We start from the raw sequence: 20,175 nt of genomic DNA on the forward strand, positions 1-20,175 counted from the left end.
ATCCTCCGGGCCTAGGCTGGAAGGGTCTTACGCCCTCCGTCCGTCGGAAGGGGGCAGCCATGCCTCCCCTCTCGAAGGCGGGCGCGGCCCTGACCGCGCTCCGCGAGGATCTGTCCGGTGAGGTGTTCGCCCCGGAGGATCCGGGCTACGACGAGGCCCGGACCGTCTTCAACGCGATGATCGACCGCAGGCCCGCCGTCATCGCCCAGTGCGAGAGCGCGGAGGACGTGGTCACCGCCGTGCGCTTCGCCAGGGAGCTGGACCTGCACATCGCCGTGCGCGGCGGCGGGCACAGCGTCGCCGGGATGGCCCTCAACGACGGCGGCCTGGTGGTGGACCTGCGGCGGATGCACGAGGTGACGGTCCACCCGGCGGCCGGTGCCGTGCACGTCGGCGGCGGCGCGACGATGAGCCACCTGGACCGCGCCTGCCAGCCGTACGGGCTCGCCACCACCGGCGGCCGGGCCTCCACCACCGGCGTCGGCGGCTTCGTCCTGGGAGGCGGCACCGGCTGGCTGGACCGCAGGTTCGGCCTGGCCGTCGACAACCTGCTGGGCGTGGACCTCGTCACCGCCGACGGCGAGCTGGTGCACGCGACGGCGGAGGACCGCCCCGAGCTGTTCTGGGGGCTGCACGGCGGCGGCGGAAACTTCGGCGTCGCCACCTCGCTGACGCTGCGTCTGCACGAACTGCCCCACATGTCGATCGCGTTCCTGCTGTACCTGCCCGAACGCGGGCCCGAAGCGGTCCGCGCCTACCGGGACCTGATCGAGGCCGGGCCCCCGGAGGCGTCCGGCGCCGCCCTCTACATCACCGGGCCGCCCGAGGAGTTCGTACCGCCGCACCTGGTCGGCCGGCTGCTGGCCGGGGTCCTGCTGACGTACGCGGGCCCGGAGGACGAGATGCGCAAGCTGGCGCAGCCTCTGCTGGCGATCCCCCACGAGTCCGAGATCGTGACGGCCATCCCGTACGCCGACCTCCAGTGCATGATCGACGACCCGCCGGGCATGCGGAACTACTGGTCGGCGGAGTACCTCACCGGCCTGCCCGACGAGTTCGTCGACGTCTTCTGCGCCCGCGCCGACTCGATGCCCGTCCCGACCGGCACCCAGCACCTGGTCTTCCCGCAGGGCGGCGCCATCGCCTCCGGTCCGGACGACTATCCGGTGCCCTACCGCGGCGCGCCCTGGGCGGTGCACCCCTTCGGGGTGTGGGAGGACCCGGCCGACGACGAGAGGTGCCGGCAGTGGGTCAAGGACGTCCGGTCCGACTGCGAGCCGTGGAGCACCGGAGCGGTGTACCTGAACTTCACCGGGAACGAGGGCGCGGACCGGGTGGTCTCCGGCCTGGGCGGCGAGAACATGCAGCGGCTGGCCGCCCTGAAGCGGCAGTACGACCCGGACAACGTCTTCCGCTTCAACCACAACATCCGGCCGGCCTGACCCCTGGTAGCGTCCCGCGACATGGACGACCAGGGCGGGATCACGGTTCAGCGGGCACTGGAGCTGCCGGGGCTGCGCAGCGGCCTGCCGGAGGTCGTGGCGTGCGCCGACCGCCTGGGCCGCACCGTCCGCTGGGTGCACGCGGGAGAGGTGCCGAACATCGCCTCCCTGCTCAAGGGCGGCGAGCTGCTGCTGACGACGGGTCTCGGCCTGGGCACCCGCCCCGCCGAGCAGCGGGCCTTCGTACGCCGCCTCGCGGACCGGGGCATCGCCGCGCTGGTCGTCGAACTGGGACCGCGCTTCACCCGGCTGCCCGCGACGCTCGTGGAGACGGCGCGCACGGCCGGACTGCCCCTGGTCCAGCTCCACCGCGAGGTCCCCTTCGTCACGGTCACCGAAGAGGTCCACACCGAGATCGTCAACGGCCACTACGCCCTGCTCCAGCGGGCCGAGGAGGTCCACCGGCGCTGCACGGAGGCCCTGTTGGGCGGCGGGGGCATCCCGCAGGTGCTGCGCATCCTCGCGGACTTCACGGGGAACCCGGTCTTCCTGGAGACCCCGGACGGGCAGCTGCTGTACGCGGCGGCCAGCTCGGCCGGAGACCCGGGCGCGGACCCGCTCCAGGTGTGGGAGGGGCTGCGCGGCCAGCGCGAGGCCGCACCGTCCGCGAACACGGTGGTGGTCGACGTACCGGGCGGCGGCCACGGCACGGGCGCGGTGCGGGCCCGGGTGGTCCTGGTCGGGGTCTCGGGCCCGCTGCTGCCGGTGCACCGGATGGCGGCGGAGCGTACGGCCGGGGTGCTGGCCGTGGTCCTCATGCAGGCGCGGCAGGAGGAGGAGCTCGCGGCGCGCGGGCGCGGCGACTTCCTCACGGACCTCGCGGAGGGCCGTATCTCGGCCGAGGACGCGTCGGCGCAGGCCCGTGTGCTGGGCTTCAGGCCGGGCGGCGGGCCGCTGCTGCCGGTGGTCATGCGGCTGTCGGACCTCGGCCCGTCCGGCAACTGGGCCGTCCTGGCCCGGGCGGTCCTGGAGGAGCTGTCCTCCACCGGGGTCCCGGTCCTGCTGGGGGTCCGGCCGGTCGAGGGCCGGGTACCGCTGCTGGTGTCGCTGCGGGCGGAGTCCGAACGCACGGCGGTCGCCGACCGGGTCGCGGCGGCGCTGCGGGCCGGTGTGGAACGCGCCGGCCTGGACCGCGCCGCCGCCCCGCCGGCCGTGGTCGTCGGCGTCGCGGGCGGCTGGGCGGCCGCCTCGGCCGGTCTGCGGCACGCGGCGGAGACGGCGACGGCGGCCCACGGCCTGCCGGCCCGCCCCTGGTACGACGCCCGCCGGCTCGACATCGACCTGCTGCTGTGGCGGCTGCGGGAACACCCCGACCTGGCGGCCTTCGTGGACCGGGCGATCGGTCCGCTGCGGGCGCACGACGCGGCGTCGCGGCCGCCGCTGCTGCCGACGCTGGAGACGTACCTGGCCCACGCCGGCCGCAAGGCGGAGACGGCCCGTGAGCTGCACCTGAACCGGCAGACCCTGTACAACCGGCTGGCGCGCATCTCGGAGCTGCTGGGCACGGACCTGGACGACCCGGAGACGGTCCTCTCCCTGAGCCTGGCCCTCCGCGCCCGCCGCCACGCCACCCCCTCTTGACGCCCCGTCGCCCGGGGCAGAGCCCCGCCACCCCATCCAGCCTCGCCGGCGTTTGAGGCGCGGGGTGTGGGGCGGAGCCCCGCGGCGGCGGTGTGGCGGGGCGGTCTGCCGCCGGCGGGGCTAGGGGGTGTCGTCAAACTAGCGTCGGCCTCCCGTGAGGGCAGGGGTGCCCCCGCCACCCGGACGGGGCTTCGACGACACCCCCTAGCGGCGGGGGCGCTCCGTCAGTTCGTCGTAGACCGACAGGACCTGGGCCACCGTGTCGTCCTCGGACGGCCATGTCGCGGCCTGTACGCGCCCCGCGGCGGCCAGGTCGGCCCGGCGGGCCGGATCGGCCAGGAGGCCGGCCACGGCCGAGGCGAGGGCGTGCGCCTCCCCCGGCGGGACGAGCACCGCGCCCTCGCCCACCAGCTCCGGCACACCGCCGACCGCCGTGGCGACCAGCGGCACGCCCGCCCGCAGGGCCTCCTGCGCGGGCAGGGCCCGGCCCTCCCGGCGGCTCGGCAGCACCGCCAGGTCCGCCGCCGCCAGCAGCTGCGCCGCGTCCCGGCGGCGCCCGAGCAGCCGGACGGGGAGCCGTTCCGCCTCGATCCGCCGGGCCAGTTCGGCCCGTAGCGGCCCCTCGCCCGCGATCACCAGCAGCGGTACGGGCTCCAGGGCCCGCCACTCCCGCGCCGCGTCGAGCAGGACGGAGTACCCGCGGTGCGCCACCAGGCTGCCGACCGCGATCAGCAACGGCCGCTCGACGACGCCGAGTTCCGCGCGCAGTTTCCCCGGGTCCGGCCGCGCCCCCTCCGGGGCGGCGGGGAGCGCCACGGGAGCGAGCCGCGCGTCCCTGGCGCCCCGCTGCCGGGCGAGGTCCACGAGGTCCGAGGAGGCTCCGAGGACCACCGCGGCGGCCCGCGCCACGCGCCGTTCCAGTATCCGGCTCAGGCGCCCGAGCGCGCCGGGCGCCGCCGGGCCGTCGCCGTGCCAGCTCACCACCAGCGGCACCCGCCGGCCGTGTATGGCCAGCGCGGCCCGCAGCCCTGCCCGCACCCCGTGCGCGTGTACGACGTCGGCGCCGGCGCACGCCGCCCGCAGCACGCTCACCGCGTCGGGCGCGAACTCCGCCCCGGCGCCGGTGAAGTCGTACTCCCCCTCGGCCTGGACGGGGGCGCACACCGTGACCCGGACCCCGCGCGCGGCGAGGCCGGTGGCGAGCGATCGGACGTGCGCGCAACTGCCCGCGCCCGCACCGCCGCCGAGCACGTGGACGGTGCGCAGCGGCTGGCGCCCGTAGGGCCGTGCCGCGACGGAGGTGGAGACCGGGGAGCTGCTCACGGGCCGAAGCTCCAGGGTGAGGGGAGTCAGAGACTTCGCCAAGGATGCCAGTCTGTACGCGCGTTCCGGGACCATATGGGTTCGGATCCTGTGCGAGATGCGGCCGGACACCCACCGGCCTCACCCACACGGCTTAAGCGGAACCCGGAGAGTGACGCACGGATCGGTCTGTTTCAGGCTCGAACCGGTCGTTCGCGGACAAGCGGAGGGCCCGGAACGTCACTCGTTCCGGGCCCTTTCGGATGGTGTGCGGGTTCACGCGTCGGCGCGCGCCGCCGCCAGCAGTTCCTCGGCGTGCGCCCGCGCGGAGACGGAGTCCTCGTGCCCGGCGAGCATGCGCGAGAGCTCGCGGATGCGGTCCTCGCCCTCCAGGACGGTGACGCCGCTGCGGGTGACCGAGCCGTCGTTGGTCTTCTCCACCAGCAGCTGCCGGTCGGCGAAAGCCGCGACCTGCGGCAGGTGGGTGACGACGACGACCTGCGCCGACCTGGCGAGCTTCGCCAGGCGCCGGCCGATCTCGACGGCCGCCTTGCCGCCGACGCCCGCGTCGACCTCGTCGAAGAGGTAGGTGGGCACCGGGTCGGTGCCCGCGAAGACGACCTCCACCGCGAGCATCACCCGGGAGAGCTCACCGCCGGAGGCGCCCTTGGCGATCGGCCGCGGCTGGGCCCCCGGGTGCGGGGCCAGCAGCAGTTCGACCTCGTCGGCGCCGGAGGGGCCGTAGGCGACCGGGCGGCCGTCCACGTCCACCCCTTCGGGGTCCTCGGTCTGCCGGATGGCGATCGTCACCCGGGCGTGCGGCATCGCCAGCGAGGCCAGCTCCGCCGTCACCGCGGAGGCGAAGCGGGTCGCCGCCTCCACCCGTGCGTCGGTCAGGGCCTGGGCCAGCAGGGACAGTTCGGCGCGCAGTCCGTCCCGCTCCGCGGTGAGCTCGGTGATCCGCTCGTCGTCACCGTCCAGCTCCAGCAGCCTGGCCGCGCCCTGTTCGGCCCACTCCAGCACGGCGTCCACGGTGCCCTCGGAGCCGTACTTGCGGGTCAGCTGCGTCAGCGCGGCCCGGCGCTCCTCCACCGCGGCCAGCCGCAGCGGATCGGCGTCCAGGTCGTCGGCGTAGCCCGCGAGTTCCCCGGCGACGTCGGACAGCAGGATGCCGAGCTCCCCGATCCGCTCGGCGAGCGCGCCGAGCGCCGGGTCGTGCGACCGTACGGACTCCAGTGCCCGGTGTGCTCCGGCGACGAGCATGTTCGCGTCGATGGCCTCCGGGTCCTCGGGGTTGCCCGCGAGCGCGCCGTGCGCCGCCTGGGCCGCGGAGGCCAGCGCCTCGGCGTGCCCGAGCCGCTCCGCCTCGGCCGCCAGCTCGGCGTCCTCGCCGGCCACCGGCTCCACGGCCGCGATCTCCTCCAGCCCGAAGCGCAGCAGATCCGCCTCCTGGGCCCGTTCCCGGGCCCGGGTGGTGATCTCGTCGAGCTCCACGGCGACCGCGCGGAGCCTGCGGTAGGCCGAGCCGTACTTCTCCAGCGGGACGGCGACGGCGTCTCCGGCGTACCGGTCGAGCGCCTGCCGCTGCCGGGCCGGCCGCAGCAGGCCCTGCTGGTCGGTCTGCCCGTGGACGGCGACCAGGTCGTCGGCGAGTTCGCCGAGCAGGCCGACGGGCACCGAGCGGCCGCCGACGTGGGCGCGCGAGCGCCCCTCGGCGGACACCGTCCTGCTGATCAGCAGGGCGCCGTCGTCGAGCTCGGCTCCGGCCCCCTCGGCGCGTACGGCGGCGGGGGCGTCCGGGCGCATGACGATGCGGCCCTCGACCACCGCCGCCTTGGCCCCGATCCGTACCAGGGCCGGGTCGGCGCGACCGCCGAGCAGCAGCCCGAGGCTGGTGACGACCATCGTCTTGCCCGCGCCGGTCTCGCCGGTCACCGCGGTGAAACCGGGCGACAGCTCGACCACCGCGTCGTCGATGACCCCGAGCGACCGTATCCGCATCTCCTCAAGCACGGGACGACGATACCGAGGTTTCCCCGGTGCCATGTGACGTCACCCGCCCCGAGTTTTCCGAACGCATGTGCTATTAACGCTGTCGCGGCGGGCCCGGAAAGGCAACACCGCCCAGAGCGGCGGGGCTTGCGGGCGGCGAGGTCCTACGGACACCCGCCGCCTGCGGAAACCTTCGTGAGGTACGTCCCGCGGTGGGGTACGTCCCTCAGTGCGGCGCGCCGCGCCAGCCCGACACCGGCAGCGCGAACTTCGCGACGAGCCGGTCCGTGAAGGACGCGTGGTGCAGCCGGGCGAGCCGGACGGGCACCGCACCGCGCCGGACCTCCACACGGGCCCCGGCCGGCAGCTCCAGCGTGCGCCTGCCGTCGCACCACAGGACCCCGTGCGGGGTGCCGTTCTGCACCTCCACCGCCAGCACCGAGTTCGGCGAGGTCACCAGCGGCTTCGCGAACAGCGCGTGCGCGCTGATCGGCACCATCAGCAGGGCCTCCACCTCCGGCCAGACCACCGGCCCGCCGGCGGAGAAGGCGTACGCCGTCGAACCGGTCGGAGTCGCGCAGACGATGCCGTCACAGCCGAAGCCGGTCACGGGGCGCCCGTCGATCTCCAGGACCACCTCCAGCATCCGCTCCGGGGACACCTTCTGGACCGCGGCCTCGTTCAGCGCCCAGTCCCGGTGGACGACGTCGCCGTTCGTCCGCACGATCACGTCGAGGGTCATCCGCTCCTCGACCTCGTACGCGCGCGTCACGACCCGGTCCACGACCTTGTCCAGGTCGTCGCGCTCGGCCTCGGCGAGGAAGCCGACCCGGCCCAGGTTGACGCCGAGCATCGGCACGCCCGAGGCGCGCGCGAACTCGGCGCCCCGCAGCAGGGTCCCGTCGCCGCCCAGCACCACCAGCAGCTCGCACCCGTCGAGCACCCCCGGCGTGGACTCGGTGACGAGCTCCACCTCCGGCGGCAGCGGCAGGTCCACCGCCTCGTGGGCGAAGACCCGTACGCCCAGCCCGCAGCGCAGCAGCCCCTTGACGACCAGCTCGGCGCTGCGGATGGCCGCCGGCCGTCCGGTGTGCGCGAGCAGGAATACGGTCCGTTCCCCCGGAAAATCTGTCACTGAGGCCCCTCCGCCACTGCACGGTCAACATCCGCCGGGTCGAGCGCCGGTGCCCCCGCCCTCAGCCACAGAAAGTACTCGACGTTCCCGGACGGCCCCGGCAGCGGACTGGCGGTCACTCCCAGGACACCCAGTCCGAGGCCCGCGGCCTGGGCCGCCACCCCGCGCACGGCTTCCGCCCGCAGCTCCGGGCTGCGCACGACGCCGCCGCCGCCCAGCCGGTCCTTGCCGACCTCGAACTGCGGCTTGACCATCAGCACCAGGTCGGCGTCCGGCGCCGTGCACCGCACCAGCGCGGGCAGCACCAGGCCGATGGAGATGAAGGACAGGTCGCCGACGACGAGGTCCACCGGGACGCCGTCGATCTGCTCGACCGTCAGTTCGCGCACGTTCGTACGGTCCTTCACGGTGACCCGGTCGTCGCTCTGCAGCGACCAGGCGAGCTGCCCGTATCCGACGTCGACGGCCATCACGTGGGCCGCACCGGCGCGCAGCAGCACGTCGGTGAAGCCGCCGGTGGAGGCGCCGGCGTCCAGCGCCCGGCGGCCCTCGACCCGCAGCCCCTGCGGCTGGAAGGCCGCGAGGGCGCCCGCGAGCTTGTGTCCGCCGCGTGAGACGTAGTCGGGGTCGGCGTCGTCCTTGAGGACCACGAGGGCCGCGCTGGTCTCGACCTGGGTGGCGGCCTTGGTCGCGGTGGTGCCTCCCACGGTCACCCGGCCCGCGGCGATCAGCTGCGCGGCGTGCTCGCGCGAGCGGGCCATGCTGCGGCGTACCAGTTCGGCGTCCAGGCGGCGGCGTGCCACTCCTGCCACGTTCGGTTCAGCTCCTGTTTTCGTACGGTCCGGGGACGGGCGGTGCGTCCAGCGCCGTCAGCGCCTCGCGCAGCCCCCGGTGGACATCCTCGTACACGCCGAGGTGTCCGTCCGCCCCGAGGTGGTCCGCGTCCGCCAGCCGCGCCAGGTGCGCGTCCACGCCGGTGTGGCCGGTGGGGGTGCGTACGACGCCCAGCGGAACGGGCCCGGACGGCCCGGCGGGCTCCGCCGGGGCCTCGGCCCGGGTCTCGGCTGCTTCGTCGGTCATGCCATGACGCTACCGCGAAGCGCCCCCGCGGCCACGTGCGGCTCTGCGGTACGGTCGTGATCACGATGGCTACGATCCAGGAGTGCCGTGAAGCACTCGACCGACTCTCCGACAACCTCGCGCGGGCGGAGGCCGGCGTGCGCGGTGCGGCCGCGTTCGACCGCTCCCTCAGCTGCCACATCACGGACCTGGACCAGACGTTCACGGGCCGCCTCGACGGGGGCCGGATCCGGGTGGACGCGGTCGCCGCGGGCCCGCCCGCGCAGAAGGCCGAGATCCGCCTCGCCATGACCGGCGACGACCTGGTCGCGCTGGTCGCGGGCGAGCTGAAGTTCGCGAAGGCCTGGGCCTCGGGCCGGGTCAGGCTGGAGGCGGGCTTCCGCGACCTGCTACGGCTGAAGAGCCTGCTCTAGGGCGTGTTGCGAAAGTGGCGTCGTCCGCCCGCAGGGCGGTGCTCGCCGTGTCTGGTGCGGTGCCTCGCAAGGCGGAGGGTCGCCCGCGTACCGGTCGTACGCGGGCGACCCCGACAACGCGGCGAGGTGCCGTGCCAGCCACCGCGAGCCAGACGAGACTTTCGCAACACGCCCTAGAGGCGTCCCACCAGCCGGGTCGGGGCCCGCGGGGCCCTACAGGGCCCCGGCCTCTGCCGCCGCCTGGGTGCGGGAGCGGCGGGCCGCCGGGATCACCAGCGGCGTCCCCGTCTCCGGGTCGTCGATGACCTGGCAGCGCAGCCCGAACACCTTCTCCACGAGCTCCGCCGTGACCACCTCCCGCGGCGGCCCCTCGGCGACGACCTCGCCGCCCCGCATCGCGATCAGGTGGGTGGCGTAGCGGGCGGCGTGGTTGAGGTCGTGCAGCACGGCGACGAGGGTGCGCCCCTGCGTCTCGTGCAGTTCGGCGCACAGGTCCAGGACGTCGATCTGGTGCTGGATGTCCAGGTACGTCGTCGGCTCGTCGAGCAGCAGCAGCGGGGTCTGCTGGGCCAGGGCCATCGCGATCCAGACGCGCTGCCGCTGACCGCCCGACAGCTCGTCGACGGCCCGGTCGGCGAGCTCGGCCACGCCGGTCGAGGCCATCGACTCGTTGACGATGCGCTCGTCCTCCGGCGACCACTGCCGCAGCAGCCCCTGGTGCGGGTACCGGCCGCGCGAGACGAGGTCGGCCACCGTGATGCCGTCGGGCGCGATCGAGGACTGCGGGAGCAGGCCGAGGGTCTTGGCGACCTTCTTCGCGGGCATCGACCCGATGGCCTGCCCGTCCAGCAGCACCCGCCCCCGGGACGGCTTCAGCATCCGCGACAGGGCCCGCAGGAGTGTGGACTTGCCGCAGGCGTTGGGGCCGACGATCACCGTGAAGGAGTTGTCGGGGATCTCCACCGACAGGTTCTCGGCGATGACCCGCTGGTCGTAGCCGAGGGTCACGTTCTCCGCGGTCAACCGCTGCACTTGCGCACTCCTGAGGTTCATATACGTCCTGCCTTGCGCTCGGTGACGAGCAGCCAGAGCAGATAGACACCGCCGACCAGTCCGGTCACCACACCCACCGGCAGCTGGTCCGCGCCGAAGGCCCGCTGCGAGGCCCAGTCCGAGAGCAGCAGCACCACCGAGCCCATGAGGGCGCCGGTGAGCAGGTTCGCGCCGGGCGAGCGGGTCAGCCGCCGCGCCAGCTGCGGCGCGGCCAGCGCGACGAAGCTGATCGGCCCGGCCGCGGCGCTCGCGGCCGTGGTCAGCAGGATCGCGGCCAGCATCAGCAGCAGCCGGGTGCGCTCCACCCGTACTCCCACCGCGTACGCGGCGTCGTCGCCCATCTCGATCATCCGCAGGGCCCGGCTCTGCCCCAGCACCAGCGGGAACAGCACCGCGCAGGTCAGCAGCAGCGGCCACACCTGCGCCCAGTCCCGGCCGGCCAGCGAACCGGTCAGCCAGACCATCGCCCGTGAGGCCTCCACCAGCTGGGCCTTGGTGAGCAGGTACTGGATGACGGCCACCAGCATCGCGGAGGCGCCGATGCCGACCAGGACGAGCCGGTAGCCGTGGATGCCCCGCTTGTAGGCCAGCAGGTAGACGGCGGCGCCGGCCAGCAGCCCGCCGATGAGCGCGCCGACGGCCACCTCGGTCGCCGAGCCGTTCATCAGGACGATGACGACGAGGGCGCCGACCGCGGAGCCGTAGGAGAAGCCGAGCAGGTCGGGCGAGCCGAGCGGGTTGCGGGTCACCGACTGGAAGACGGCTCCGGCCATGCCGAGCGCGGCGCCGACGAGCAGGGCGACCAGCACCCGGGGCAGCCGCAGGTCGTTGACGATGAAGTCGTTGGCGGGGGTGCCGTTGCCGAGGAGGGTCTGTACGACGTCCCACGGCGCGATGTCGAAGTCCCCCGTGCCGATGAGCAGGACGGCCATCACGAACGCGGCGAGGACGAGCAGGACGCCGACGGCCAGGGCGCGCCGCTCGATCCGCAGCGACACGCTGCCGGGGAGCCGCACGGGACGTGCTTTGGCGGTCACGGTCACAGCTGGGCCATCCTCTTGCGCCGGACGAGGTAGATGAAGACGGGCCCGCCGATGAGGGCGGTGACGATCCCGACCTGGAGCTCGGCGGGCCGGGTCACGACCCTGCCGACGACGTCCGCGCCGAGCAGCAGGACGGGCGACAGGACGGCCGAGTACGCGAGCACCCAGCGCATGTCCGGCCCGGTGAACACGCGCACGAGGTGCGGGATCATCAGGCCGATGAAGACGATCGGCCCGCAGGCGGCGGTCGCCGCACCGCACAGCAGGGTGATGGCGAGCATCGCGCCGACCCGGGTCCTCGTCAGGTTCGCGCCCAGCGCCCGGGCCGTGTCGTCGCCCATGGCCATCGCGTTGAGCGGCCGGCCGAGCGCCAGCGCGAGCACCGCGCCGACCAGCAGGAAGGGAGCGACCTGCCGGACCGTGTCCATGTTGGCCGAGGCCAGCGAGCCGACCGTCCAGAAGCGCAGCTTGTCCAGCGCCTTGCTGTCCATCAGCTGTACGGCGTTGATGTAGCCGACGAGGGCCGCGCTGGCCGCCGTACCGGCGAGCGCGAGGCGCACCGGTGTGGCGCTGCGGCTGCCGCCGAGCACGTACACGACGACGGAGACGACGGCCGCGCCGAGAAAGGCCCACCACACGAACTCGCTCAGCGAGCTCGCGCCGAGGAAGCTGATCGCGGAGACGACGGCGGCCGCGGCGCCCGCGTTGACACCGAGGATGCCGGGCTCGGCCAGCGGGTTGCGGGTCAGCGCCTGCATCACCGCCCCGGACAGTCCGAGTCCGAGCCCGACCATCAGCCCCAGGAGGGTGCGCGGGACCCGCAGGTCCCGCACGACCACGTCCGAGGTGGTCCCCGAGTAGTGGAAGAGGCCGTGCCTGACCTCTTCCAGGGGCATCTCCTTGGCTCCCACGGCGATGCTCACCACCGCGATCAGGGCGAGCACCACGAGGGCGCCGGCCAGGCCTGCGGCACGCGCGGCGTGGCGCGGGCGGGCGACGGCGTCGGGCGGGGGCGCCGCGCTCGGTCCGGATTCAGGGGGACTCTCAACCAACACGCAGGTTAGGTTAGCCTAGCCTCCACCTGGAGCGGACCCCCGGACTCCCGTCAAAGGCCCAGCCTGGCCAGCGCCTTCGCCGCATCCAGCGTGCACACCCCCTCCGCGGCGGCCGTCCAGGCCGCCGCGCACAGCGCCCGCAGGCCGTCCATCGGGTCCCGGCCCCCGCCGCTCGCCCCGCTCTCCGCACCCCCCGCACTCTCTCCGCGGTCCACGTACTCCTCGGCGTCCTCGGCGTCCTCGGCGTCCTCGCGCAGTTCGAGCACGCCGTTGTTCAACGCGACCGCCGTCCAGCCGCCGCAGCCGAACCCCTCCGCGGCCGGCACCACCTCCGGCTGCCCGGACAGCAGCCCCCGCAGGTCCCGGTCCACATAGGTCGGCCGGTGCCGGGGCTCGGCCCGCAGCAGCTGCTCCGCGTCGGTCACCCCGGTCAGCACCAGCAGCGAGTCCACCTCCCCGTTGAAGGCGCCCTCGATGTCGGTGTCCAGCCGGTCCCCGACGACCAGCGGCCGCTTCGCGCCGGTCCGCAGCACCGTCTCCCGGTGCATCGGGGGCAGCGGCTTGCCCGCCACCTGCGGATCCGCTCCCGTGGCGATCCGTACGACCTCCACCGCGGCCCCGTTGCCCGGTGCGATGCCCCGGGCCCCGGGGATCGTCAGGTCGGTGTTCGACGCGAACCACGGCACGCCCCGGTTGATCGCGTACGCGGCCTCCGCGAAGCGGCCCCACGCGAGGTCCGGCCCGCCGTAGCCCTGTACGACCGCCGCGAGCCCCTGCTCGTCGGCGGACTCGACCGGCACCAGCCCGCGTTCGCGCAGCGCGACCCGCAGCCCCTCCCCGCCGACCACCAGCACCTTCGAGCCCGGTTCCACCTGCTCCGCGATCAGCCGGGCCACCGCCTGCGCCGAGGTGATCACCTCGGCGGCCTCGGTCGGGATGCCCAGTTCGCCCAGGTGCTCGGCGACGGCCTCGGGGGTCCGCAGCGCGTTGTTCGTGACGTAGGCCAGGTGCATGCCGTCCGCGCGGGCCGCCGCGAGGGATTCCACGGCGTGGCCGATGGCCCGGCCGCCCGCGTACACCACACCGTCCAGGTCCAGGAGAGCGGTGTCGTACGCCTGGTGCAGACTCTGGTCACATGCCGCGGGACTGGTCCTGATCTGCCGGGTCATTCTGGCCGCTCCCTCTGTGATCGATCTTGTCCGATTCCCTGCTGCCCCGATCATCCCGCATGGCGAGACGCCACTTACCATGCACCAATGACCACTTCTGGCACCGCGGAGCACGGACTGCGCCTGATCCCGTTCCATGGCCTGCGCTACGTCCCCGAGCGTGTCGGCAGCCTCGCCGCCGTCACCTCGCCGCCGTACGACGTGGTCGTGCGCCCCGACGGAGTCGACCACCTCGAATCCGCCGACCCGCACAACATCGTCCGCCTCATCCTCCCCCAGGCCGGCACCCCGGACGCACGCAACGAGCAGGCCGCGCACACCCTGCGGGACTGGCTCGCCGAGGGCGTCCTGTCCGCCGACCCGGAGCCCGCGCTGTACGTGTACGAGCAGCGCAGGGCGGGCCTGCTGCAGCGCGGCGTCATCGGCGCCCTGGCCCTCTCCGCCGCCGACGCGGGCATCGTCCTCCCCCACGAGGACGTCATGCCGGACGTGGTGACCGACCGGGCCGGTCTGATGCGGGCCACTTCCGCCAACCTCGAACCGCTCCTGCTCACCTACCGCGGCGACGACCCCGCCGCGGGTGCGGCGGCCGTCGTCGAGCGGACCGCCCAGCGGACGCCCCTGCTGTCGACCACCACGGAGGACGGCTTCCAGCACCGCCTGTGGGCCATCACGGACCCGGCCGAACTCGCCACCGTCGCGGGAGACCTCAGCCACCGCCAGGCGCTCATCGCCGACGGCCACCACCGCTGGGCGACGTACCTTCGCCTCCAGGAGGAGCACGGCTCCCCCACCGCGTGGGACTTCGGCCTGGTGCTGCTCGTGGACACCGCCCGCTACCCGCTCCAGGTCCGCGCCATCCACCGCATGCTGCGCCGCCTCCCGGTCGCCGACGCGCTGGCCGCCGTCACCGGCCATTTCCGGGTCCGTCCCGTCGACGGTCCGCTCCCGCTGGCCCTGGACGCCCTCGCGGACGCGGCGGAGCGCGGCAACGCCTTCCTCCTCGCCGGTGACGGCACCTTCCACCTGGTCACCGATCCCGACCTGGCCCTCCTCGACCGCACGGTCCGCCACGACCGCCCGGAGGCCTGGCGTCGGCTGGACGCCACCGTGCTGCACGCGACGCTGCTCGACGCGCTCTGGCACGTGCCGGACGCCCCCGACCAGATCACGTACATCCACGACGCCGCCTCCACGGTGGAAATGGCCGAACGCCACGGCGGCACCGCGGTCCTGCTGCACCCCGTACGGGAGGAGGTCGTGCGCGACCTCGCCCGCCAGGGGGTGACCATGCCCCGGAAGTCCACGTCCTTCGGACCGAAACCGGCCACCGGCCTGGTCCTGCGCGGACTGTCCTGACCGGCCTCCGGACACGGAGAAGGGCGGTACCCCGACCGGGGTACCGCCCTTCTCGCTGTCACCTGGACGTGGCTCAGGCCTTGTCGCCCCGGCCCTCGGCGTCGGCCGCGGACTGCTCCAGCGGCTCGTACTCCTCGTCGTCCTCGTCGTAGTACTCGGTGACGTCGGCGGCACGCTCGGCCGCGGCGACCTCAGCCGCGTCCTCGTCGTCGGCGTCCTCGTCGTCGGCCAGGTGCGCGATGCCGTCCTGGTCCTCGTCGTCGGAGGGGTCGATCGCGGCGTCGACGAACTCGACACCGTCGAGCTCGGCGAGGCGGTCGGAGGCGTCGGTGGCCCCGTCCTTGTCCGCTTCGAGGGCCTTGCCGAACCACTCGCGGGCCTCGTCCTCGCGACCGGCCGCCAGCAGGGCGTCGGCGTAGGCGTACCGCAGGCGCGCGGTCCACGGCTGGACGGCGTTGGACGCCAGCTCGGGGCTCTGCAGGGTCACGATGGCCGCTTCCAGCTGCCCCTGGTCCCGGCGGGCGCCTGCGGCGACCAGCCGCATCTCGACCTGGCCGGCCTTGTCGAGCTTCTGCACCTCGGGCTCGCCGGCCATGGCCAGCGCGCGCTCGGGGCGGCCGAGACCGCGTTCGCAGTCGGCCATGACGGGCCACAGCTCGACGGAGCCGGTCATGCGCTTGGCCGCACGGAATTCCGCGAGGGCCTCGCTGTACTTCTGCGTGGCGTACGCGGCGAAGCCGGCGGCCTCGCGGACGGCGGCGACGCGGGAGGCCAGACGCAGGGCGATGCGCGAGTACGCGTACGCCTGCTCGGGGTCCTCGTCGATCAGCCGGGCGACCATGACCAGGTTCTTGGAGACCTCTTCGGCGAGCCCCTTGGGCAGGCTCAGCAGCTCCTGACGCACGTCGGCGTCGATCTCCAGGCCGGTGACGTCCTCGTCGATCGGAAGGCGCTTGACCGGGTCACGGTCGCGGTCCGAGCGGTAGCCGCGGTCGCCGCCGCGGTCATCGCGGCCGCCGCGGTATCCACCACGGTCGTCGCGACCGCCACGGAAGCCGCCGCGGTCGCCGCCCCGGTCGTCACGACGGGGGTAGGACGGGCGGTCGCCCCGGTCACCGCGGTCGTCACGGCGCGGGTAGGACGGACGGTCGCCACCGCGGTCGTCACGGCCGCCGCGGTATCCACCACGGTCGTCGTCCCGACGCGGGTACGACGGACGGTCCCCACGGTCATCCCGACGCGGGTACGACGGGCGGTCGCCGCCGCGGTACCCACCGCGGTCGTCGTCGCGACGCGGGTACGAGGGGCGCTCCCCCCGGTCGTCGCGACGCGGGTAGGAGGGACGGTCGCCGCGGTCGTCGCGGCGGAAGGAGGGACGGTCGCCACCGCGGTCGTCACGGCGCGGGTAGGACGGACGGTCGCCACCACGGTCGTCACGGCCGCCGCGGTATCCACCACGGTCGTCGTCCCGACGCGGGTACGACGGACGGTCGCCCCGGTCATCCCGACGCGGGTACGACGGGCGGTCGCCACCGCGGTCGTCACGGCGCGGGTAGGACGGACGGTCACCGCCGCGGTCGTCACGGCCGCCGCGGTACCCGCCACGGTCGTCGTCCCGACGCGGGTACGACGGACGGTCCCCACGGTCATCCCGGCGCGGGTAGGACGGGCGGTCGCCGCCCCGGTCGTCGCGACGCGGGTAAGAGGGACGGTCGCCGCGGTCGTCGCGGCGGAAGGAGGGACGGTCGCCACCGCGGTCGTCACGGCGCGGGTAGGACGGACGGTCACCGCCGCGGTCGTCACGGCCGCCGCGGTATCCACCACGGTCGTCGTCCCGACGCGGGTACGACGGACGGTCCCCACGGTCATCCCGGCGCGGGTAGGACGGGCGGTCGCCGCCCCGGTCGTCGCGACGCGGGTAAGAGGGACGGTCGCCGCGGTCGTCGCGGCGGAAGGAGGGACGGTCGCCACCGCGGTCGTCACGGCGCGGGTAGGACGGACGGTCACCACCACGGTCGTCACGGCGGTCGTCACGGCGGAAGCCGCCGCCACCGCCACCGCCACCGCCGGAGGGGCGCCCGCCGCGGTCGTCACGGCGGTAGCCGCCACCACCGCCGGCCGGCCGGCCGCCGCGGTCGTCGCGACGGAACGGGGGACGGTCGCCCCCACGGTCGTCACGGCCCCCGCGGTAGCCGCCCCTGTCACCGCCGTCGTTGCGCCGAGGCTCGCGCTCCGGACGATCGTCGGGAGAGTTGGACATGGGTGTGACTCCTGTCTTCGGGGTACCGCTAGTCATTCTCGCGCAACCAACCCATGGCCGCGCTTCGGCGTAAAGAAGTGGGAAAACAAAAAGGACCCTTGGTCCAGCGTTGAACGCTGGACCAAGGGTCCTTTGAAAGATTGTTCGGCGGCGTCCTACTCTCCCACAGGGTCCCCCCTGCAGTACCATCGGCGCTGAAAGGCTTAGCTTCCGGGTTCGGAATGTAACCGGGCGTTTCCCTAACGCTATGACCACCGAAACCCTATCGGTTTCGAGCGAACAAGCACACTCTGTAGTTATGTGTTCCAGCTCTAGAAACCAGCAACTGTTCGTTGCTTCAGAACTAACACAGTGGACGCGAGCAACTGAGGACAAGCCCTCGGCCTATTAGTACCAGTCAGCTCCACCCGTTACCGGGCTTCCACATCTGGCCTATCAACCCAGTCGTCTACTGGGAGCCTTACCCTCTCAAGGAGGTGGGAATACTCATCTTGAAGCAGGCTTCCCGCTTAGATGCTTTCAGCGGTTATCCCTCCCGAACGTAGCCAACCAGCCATGCCCTTGGCAGGACAACTGGCACACCAGAGGTTCGTCCGTCCCGGTCCTCTCGTACTAGGGACAGCCCTTCTCAATATTCCTACGCGCACAGCGGATAGGGACCGAACTGTCTCACGACGTTCTAAACCCAGCTCGCGTACCGCTTTAATGGGCGAACAGCCCAACCCTTGGGACCGACTCCAGCCCCAGGATGCGACGAGCCGACATCGAGGTGCCAAACCATCCCGTCGATATGGACTCTTGGGGAAGATCAGCCTGTTATCCCCGGGGTACCTTTTATCCGTTGAGCGACGGCGCTTCCACAAGCCACCGCCGGATCACTAGTCCCGACTTTCGTCCCTGCTCGACCCGTCGGTCTCACAGTCAAGCTCCCTTGTGCACTTACACTCAACACCTGATTGCCAACCAGGCTGAGGGAACCTTTGGGCGCCTCCGTTACCCTTTGGGAGGCAACCGCCCCAGTTAAACTACCCATCAGACACTGTCCCTGATCCGGATCACGGACCGAGGTTAGACATCCAGCACGACCAGAGTGGTATTTCAACGTCGACTCCACCCCAACTGGCGTTGGGGCTTCAAAGTCTCCCACCTATCCTACACAAGCCGAACCGAACACCAATATCAAACTGTAGTAAAGGTCCCGGGGTCTTTCCGTCCTGCTGCGCGAAACGAGCATCTTTACTCGTAGTGCAATTTCACCGGGCCTATGGTTGAGACAGTCGAGAAGTCGTTACGCCATTCGTGCAGGTCGGAACTTACCCGACAAGGAATTTCGCTACCTTAGGATGGTTATAGTTACCACCGCCGTTTACTGGCGCTTAAGTTCTCAGCTTCGCAACCCCGAAAGGTCACTAACCGGTCCCCTTAACGTTCCAGCACCGGGCAGGCGTCAGTCCGTATACATCGCCTTACGGCTTCGCACGGACCTGTGTTTTTAGTAAACAGTCGCTTCTCGCTGGTCTCTGCGGCCACCCCCAGCTCACGGAGTAAATCCGATCACCAGGAATGGCCCCCCTTCTCCCGAAGTTACGGGGGCATTTTGCCGAGTTCCTTAACCATAGTTCACCCGAACGCCTCGGTATTCTCTACCTGACCACCTGAGTCGGTTTAGGGTACGGGCCGCCATGAAACTCGCTAGAGGCTTTTCTCGACAGCATAGGATCATCCACTTCACCACAATCGGCTCGGCATCAGGTCTCAGCCTTGTATGAGGGACGGATTTGCCTACCCCTCGGCCTACACCCTTACCCCGGGACAACCACCGCCCGGGCTGGACTACCTTCCTGCGTCACCCCATCGCTTACCTACTACAAGTCTGGTTCGTCGGCTCCACCACTTCCCTTCACCCGAAGGATCCAGGACGGCTTCACGGACTTAGCATCGCCTGATTCGATATTGGGCGTTTCAAAGCGGGTACCGGAATATCAACCGGTTGTCCATCGACTACGCCTGTCGGCCTCGCCTTAGGTCCCGACTTACCCTGGGCAGATCAGCTTGACCCAGGAACCCTTAGTCAATCGGCGCACACGTTTCTCACGTGTGTATCGCTACTCATGCCTGCATTCTCACTCGTGAACCGTCCACAACTAGCTTCCGCTGCTGCTTCACCCGGCACACGACGCTCCCCTACCCATCACAGCGGGCGTTGGCCCTATTGCTGCAATGACACGACTTCGGCGGTACGCTTGAGCCCCGCTACATTGTCGGCGCGGAATCACTTGACCAGTGAGCTATTACGCACTCTTTCAAGGGTGGCTGCTTCTAAGCCAACCTCCTGGTTGTCTCTGCGACTCCACATCCTTTCCCACTTAGCGTACGCTTAGGGGCCTTAGTCGATGCTCTGGGCTGTTTCCCTCTCGACCATGGAGCTTATCCCCCACAGTCTCACTGCCGTGCTCTCACTTACCGGCATTCGGAGTTTGGCTAAGGTCAGTAACCCGGTAGGGCCCATCGCCTATCCAGTGCTCTACCTCCGGCAAGAAACACACGACGCTGCACCTAAATGCATTTCGGGGAGAACCAGCTATCACGGAGTTTGATTGGCCTTTCACCCCTAACCACAGGTCATCCCCCAGGTTTTCAACCCTGGTGGGTTCGGTCCTCCACGAAGTCTTACCTCCGCTTCAACCTGCCCATGGCTAGATCACTCCGCTTCGGGTCTAGAGCGTGCAACTCAATCGCCCTGTTCGGACTCGCTTTCGCTACGGCTTCCCCACACGGGTTAACCTCGCTACACACCGCTAACTCGCAGGCTCATTCTTCAAAAGGCACGCAGTCACGACTGCATGTGCAAGCACATACAGCGACGCTCCCACGGCTTGTAGGCACACGGTTTCAGGTACTATTTCACTCCGCTCCCGCGGTACTTTTCACCATTCCCTCACGGTACTATCCGCTATCGGTCACCAGGGAATATTTAGGCTTAGCGGGTGGTCCCGCCAGATTCACACGGGATTTCTCGGGCCCCGTGCTACTTGGGAGATGAGCAAGCAAGCCGCTGATGTTTCGTCTACGGGGGTCTTACCCTCTACGCCGGACCTTTCGCATGTCCTTCGACTACATCAACGGTTTCTGACTCGCCTCACAGCCGGCAGACTGTGAAAGCTCATTCCCACAACCCCGCATGCGCAACCCCTGCCGGGTATCACACGCATACGGTTTGGCCTCATCCGG

Annotated in this window: 14 protein-coding genes, 2 rRNA genes and 1 pseudogene (1 of these 17 only partly in view); 4 read left to right on the forward strand and 13 right to left on the reverse strand. The window is 71.6% G+C overall.

Annotated elements, in window-relative coordinates:
- The first annotated feature begins 59 nt into the window (after positions 1 to 59).
- Both BSL84_RS07665 and BSL84_RS07670 read left to right on the forward strand, forming a co-directional pair.
- A complete protein-coding gene (locus tag BSL84_RS07665) occupies positions 60 to 1,442 on the forward strand; it encodes an FAD-binding oxidoreductase (protein WP_030031730.1) in 1,383 nt (460 codons plus the stop codon).
- Between the two features lie 21 nt (positions 1,443 to 1,463).
- Positions 1,464 to 3,083 carry a PucR family transcriptional regulator gene (locus BSL84_RS07670; protein ID WP_045321838.1) on the forward strand — a complete coding sequence of 540 codons (1,620 nt, stop codon included), beginning with the start codon at positions 1,464 to 1,466 and terminating at the stop codon, positions 3,081 to 3,083.
- 204 nt (positions 3,084 to 3,287) lie between these two features.
- On the opposite strand, the gene BSL84_RS07675 is transcribed toward BSL84_RS07670, so the two are convergent.
- The 5 genes from BSL84_RS07675 to BSL84_RS07695 all read right to left on the reverse strand — a co-directional run bounded on the left by BSL84_RS07675 (position 3,288) and on the right by BSL84_RS07695 (position 8,592).
- Positions 3,288 to 4,406, reverse strand: coding sequence for a glycosyltransferase family 4 protein (locus BSL84_RS07675; protein ID WP_045321842.1), 1,119 nt, complete (start codon positions 4,404 to 4,406; stop codon positions 3,288 to 3,290).
- Between the two features lie 255 nt (positions 4,407 to 4,661).
- Positions 4,662 to 6,386: a DNA repair protein RecN gene (gene recN / locus BSL84_RS07680; RefSeq protein WP_075970058.1), complete on the reverse strand. Its 1,725-nt coding sequence runs from the start codon at positions 6,384 to 6,386 to the stop codon at positions 4,662 to 4,664.
- Between the two features lie 217 nt (positions 6,387 to 6,603).
- On the reverse strand, positions 6,604 to 7,512 hold the full coding sequence (locus BSL84_RS07685) for an NAD kinase (RefSeq protein ID WP_030030369.1): 909 nt from the start codon (positions 7,510 to 7,512) through the stop codon (positions 6,604 to 6,606).
- Positions 7,509 to 8,324, reverse strand: coding sequence for a TlyA family RNA methyltransferase (locus BSL84_RS07690; protein ID WP_075970059.1), 816 nt, complete (start codon positions 8,322 to 8,324; stop codon positions 7,509 to 7,511). The genes BSL84_RS07685 and BSL84_RS07690 overlap by 4 nt, the downstream gene beginning before the upstream one ends.
- A gap of 7 nt (positions 8,325 to 8,331) precedes the next feature.
- Positions 8,332 to 8,592 (reverse strand): hypothetical protein, encoded by a 261-nt coding sequence (locus BSL84_RS07695; protein WP_045321839.1) that lies wholly within the window; start codon positions 8,590 to 8,592, stop codon positions 8,332 to 8,334.
- 65 nt (positions 8,593 to 8,657) lie between these two features.
- Between BSL84_RS07695 and BSL84_RS07700 the strand changes: the two genes are divergently transcribed.
- Positions 8,658 to 9,005, forward strand: a complete 348-nt coding sequence (locus BSL84_RS07700) for an SCP2 sterol-binding domain-containing protein (RefSeq protein WP_030030372.1) — start codon at positions 8,658 to 8,660, stop codon at positions 9,003 to 9,005.
- A gap of 213 nt (positions 9,006 to 9,218) precedes the next feature.
- On the opposite strand, the gene BSL84_RS07705 is transcribed toward BSL84_RS07700, so the two are convergent.
- From BSL84_RS07705 to BSL84_RS07720, 4 genes are read right to left on the reverse strand one after another with little or no spacing between them, the layout of a single operon-like run.
- The gene (locus tag BSL84_RS07705) at positions 9,219 to 10,058 is read right to left on the reverse strand and encodes an ABC transporter ATP-binding protein (protein ID WP_234308607.1); all 840 of its coding nucleotides are present in this window, start codon (positions 10,056 to 10,058) and stop codon (positions 9,219 to 9,221) included.
- Positions 10,055 to 11,095, reverse strand: a complete 1,041-nt coding sequence (locus tag BSL84_RS07710) for a FecCD family ABC transporter permease (RefSeq protein WP_234363423.1) — start codon at positions 11,093 to 11,095, stop codon at positions 10,055 to 10,057. The genes BSL84_RS07705 and BSL84_RS07710 overlap by 4 nt, the downstream gene beginning before the upstream one ends.
- 2 nt (positions 11,096 to 11,097) lie before the next feature.
- On the reverse strand, positions 11,098 to 12,156 hold the full coding sequence (locus tag BSL84_RS07715) for a FecCD family ABC transporter permease (RefSeq protein WP_075970061.1): 1,059 nt from the start codon (positions 12,154 to 12,156) through the stop codon (positions 11,098 to 11,100).
- Between the two features lie 50 nt (positions 12,157 to 12,206).
- Entirely contained in the window at positions 12,207 to 13,325 is a 1,119-nt protein-coding gene (locus tag BSL84_RS07720; protein WP_045324358.1) for an HAD-IIA family hydrolase, read from the reverse strand.
- A gap of 87 nt (positions 13,326 to 13,412) precedes the next feature.
- On the opposite strand from BSL84_RS07720, the gene BSL84_RS07725 reads away from it, so the two are divergent.
- The gene (locus tag BSL84_RS07725; RefSeq protein ID WP_030029114.1) at positions 13,413 to 14,684 is read left to right on the forward strand and encodes a DUF1015 family protein; all 1,272 of its coding nucleotides are present in this window, start codon (positions 13,413 to 13,415) and stop codon (positions 14,682 to 14,684) included.
- 73 nt (positions 14,685 to 14,757) lie between these two features.
- On the opposite strand, the gene BSL84_RS34650 is transcribed toward BSL84_RS07725, so the two are convergent.
- The 4 genes and pseudogenes from BSL84_RS34650 to BSL84_RS07740 all read right to left on the reverse strand — a co-directional run.
- Positions 14,758 to 15,588: a tetratricopeptide repeat protein gene (locus BSL84_RS34650; RefSeq protein WP_199838712.1), complete on the reverse strand. Its 831-nt coding sequence runs from the start codon at positions 15,586 to 15,588 to the stop codon at positions 14,758 to 14,760.
- Between the two features lie 66 nt (positions 15,589 to 15,654).
- Positions 15,655 to 16,785, reverse strand: a pseudogene (locus BSL84_RS37755) (hypothetical protein); the annotation flags it as partial.
- A 301-nt stretch (positions 16,786 to 17,086) separates the two neighbouring features.
- A 5S ribosomal RNA gene (rrf, locus tag BSL84_RS07735) occupies positions 17,087 to 17,203 on the reverse strand.
- Positions 17,204 to 17,311: 108 nt separating this feature from the next.
- Positions 17,312 to 20,175 (reverse strand): 23S ribosomal RNA (locus BSL84_RS07740); it runs 260 nt beyond the window's last position.

The sequence above is a fragment of the Streptomyces sp. TN58 genome (assembly GCF_001941845.1).
Lineage (GTDB): Bacteria > Actinomycetota > Actinomycetes > Streptomycetales > Streptomycetaceae > Streptomyces.

What these genes read in the sequence shown, in the direction of transcription:
- BSL84_RS07665 (WP_030031730.1), top strand. Translation starts at nt 60, where the DNA reads ATGCCTCCCCTCTCGAAGGCGGGCGCGGCCCTGACCGCGCTCCGCGAG.
- BSL84_RS07670 (WP_045321838.1), top strand. Translation starts at nt 1,464, where the DNA reads ATGGACGACCAGGGCGGGATCACGGTTCAGCGGGCACTGGAGCTGCCG.
- recN (WP_075970058.1), bottom strand. Translation starts at nt 6,386, where the DNA reads ATGCGGATACGGTCGCTCGGGGTCATCGACGACGCGGTGGTCGAGCTG.
- BSL84_RS07695 (WP_045321839.1), bottom strand. Translation starts at nt 8,592, where the DNA reads ATGACCGACGAAGCAGCCGAGACCCGGGCCGAGGCCCCGGCGGAGCCC.
- BSL84_RS07700 (WP_030030372.1), top strand. Translation starts at nt 8,658, where the DNA reads ATGGCTACGATCCAGGAGTGCCGTGAAGCACTCGACCGACTCTCCGAC.
- BSL84_RS07705 (WP_234308607.1), bottom strand. Translation starts at nt 10,058, where the DNA reads ATGAACCTCAGGAGTGCGCAAGTGCAGCGGTTGACCGCGGAGAACGTG.
- BSL84_RS07720 (WP_045324358.1), bottom strand. Translation starts at nt 13,325, where the DNA reads ATGACCCGGCAGATCAGGACCAGTCCCGCGGCATGTGACCAGAGTCTG.
- BSL84_RS07725 (WP_030029114.1), top strand. Translation starts at nt 13,413, where the DNA reads ATGACCACTTCTGGCACCGCGGAGCACGGACTGCGCCTGATCCCGTTC.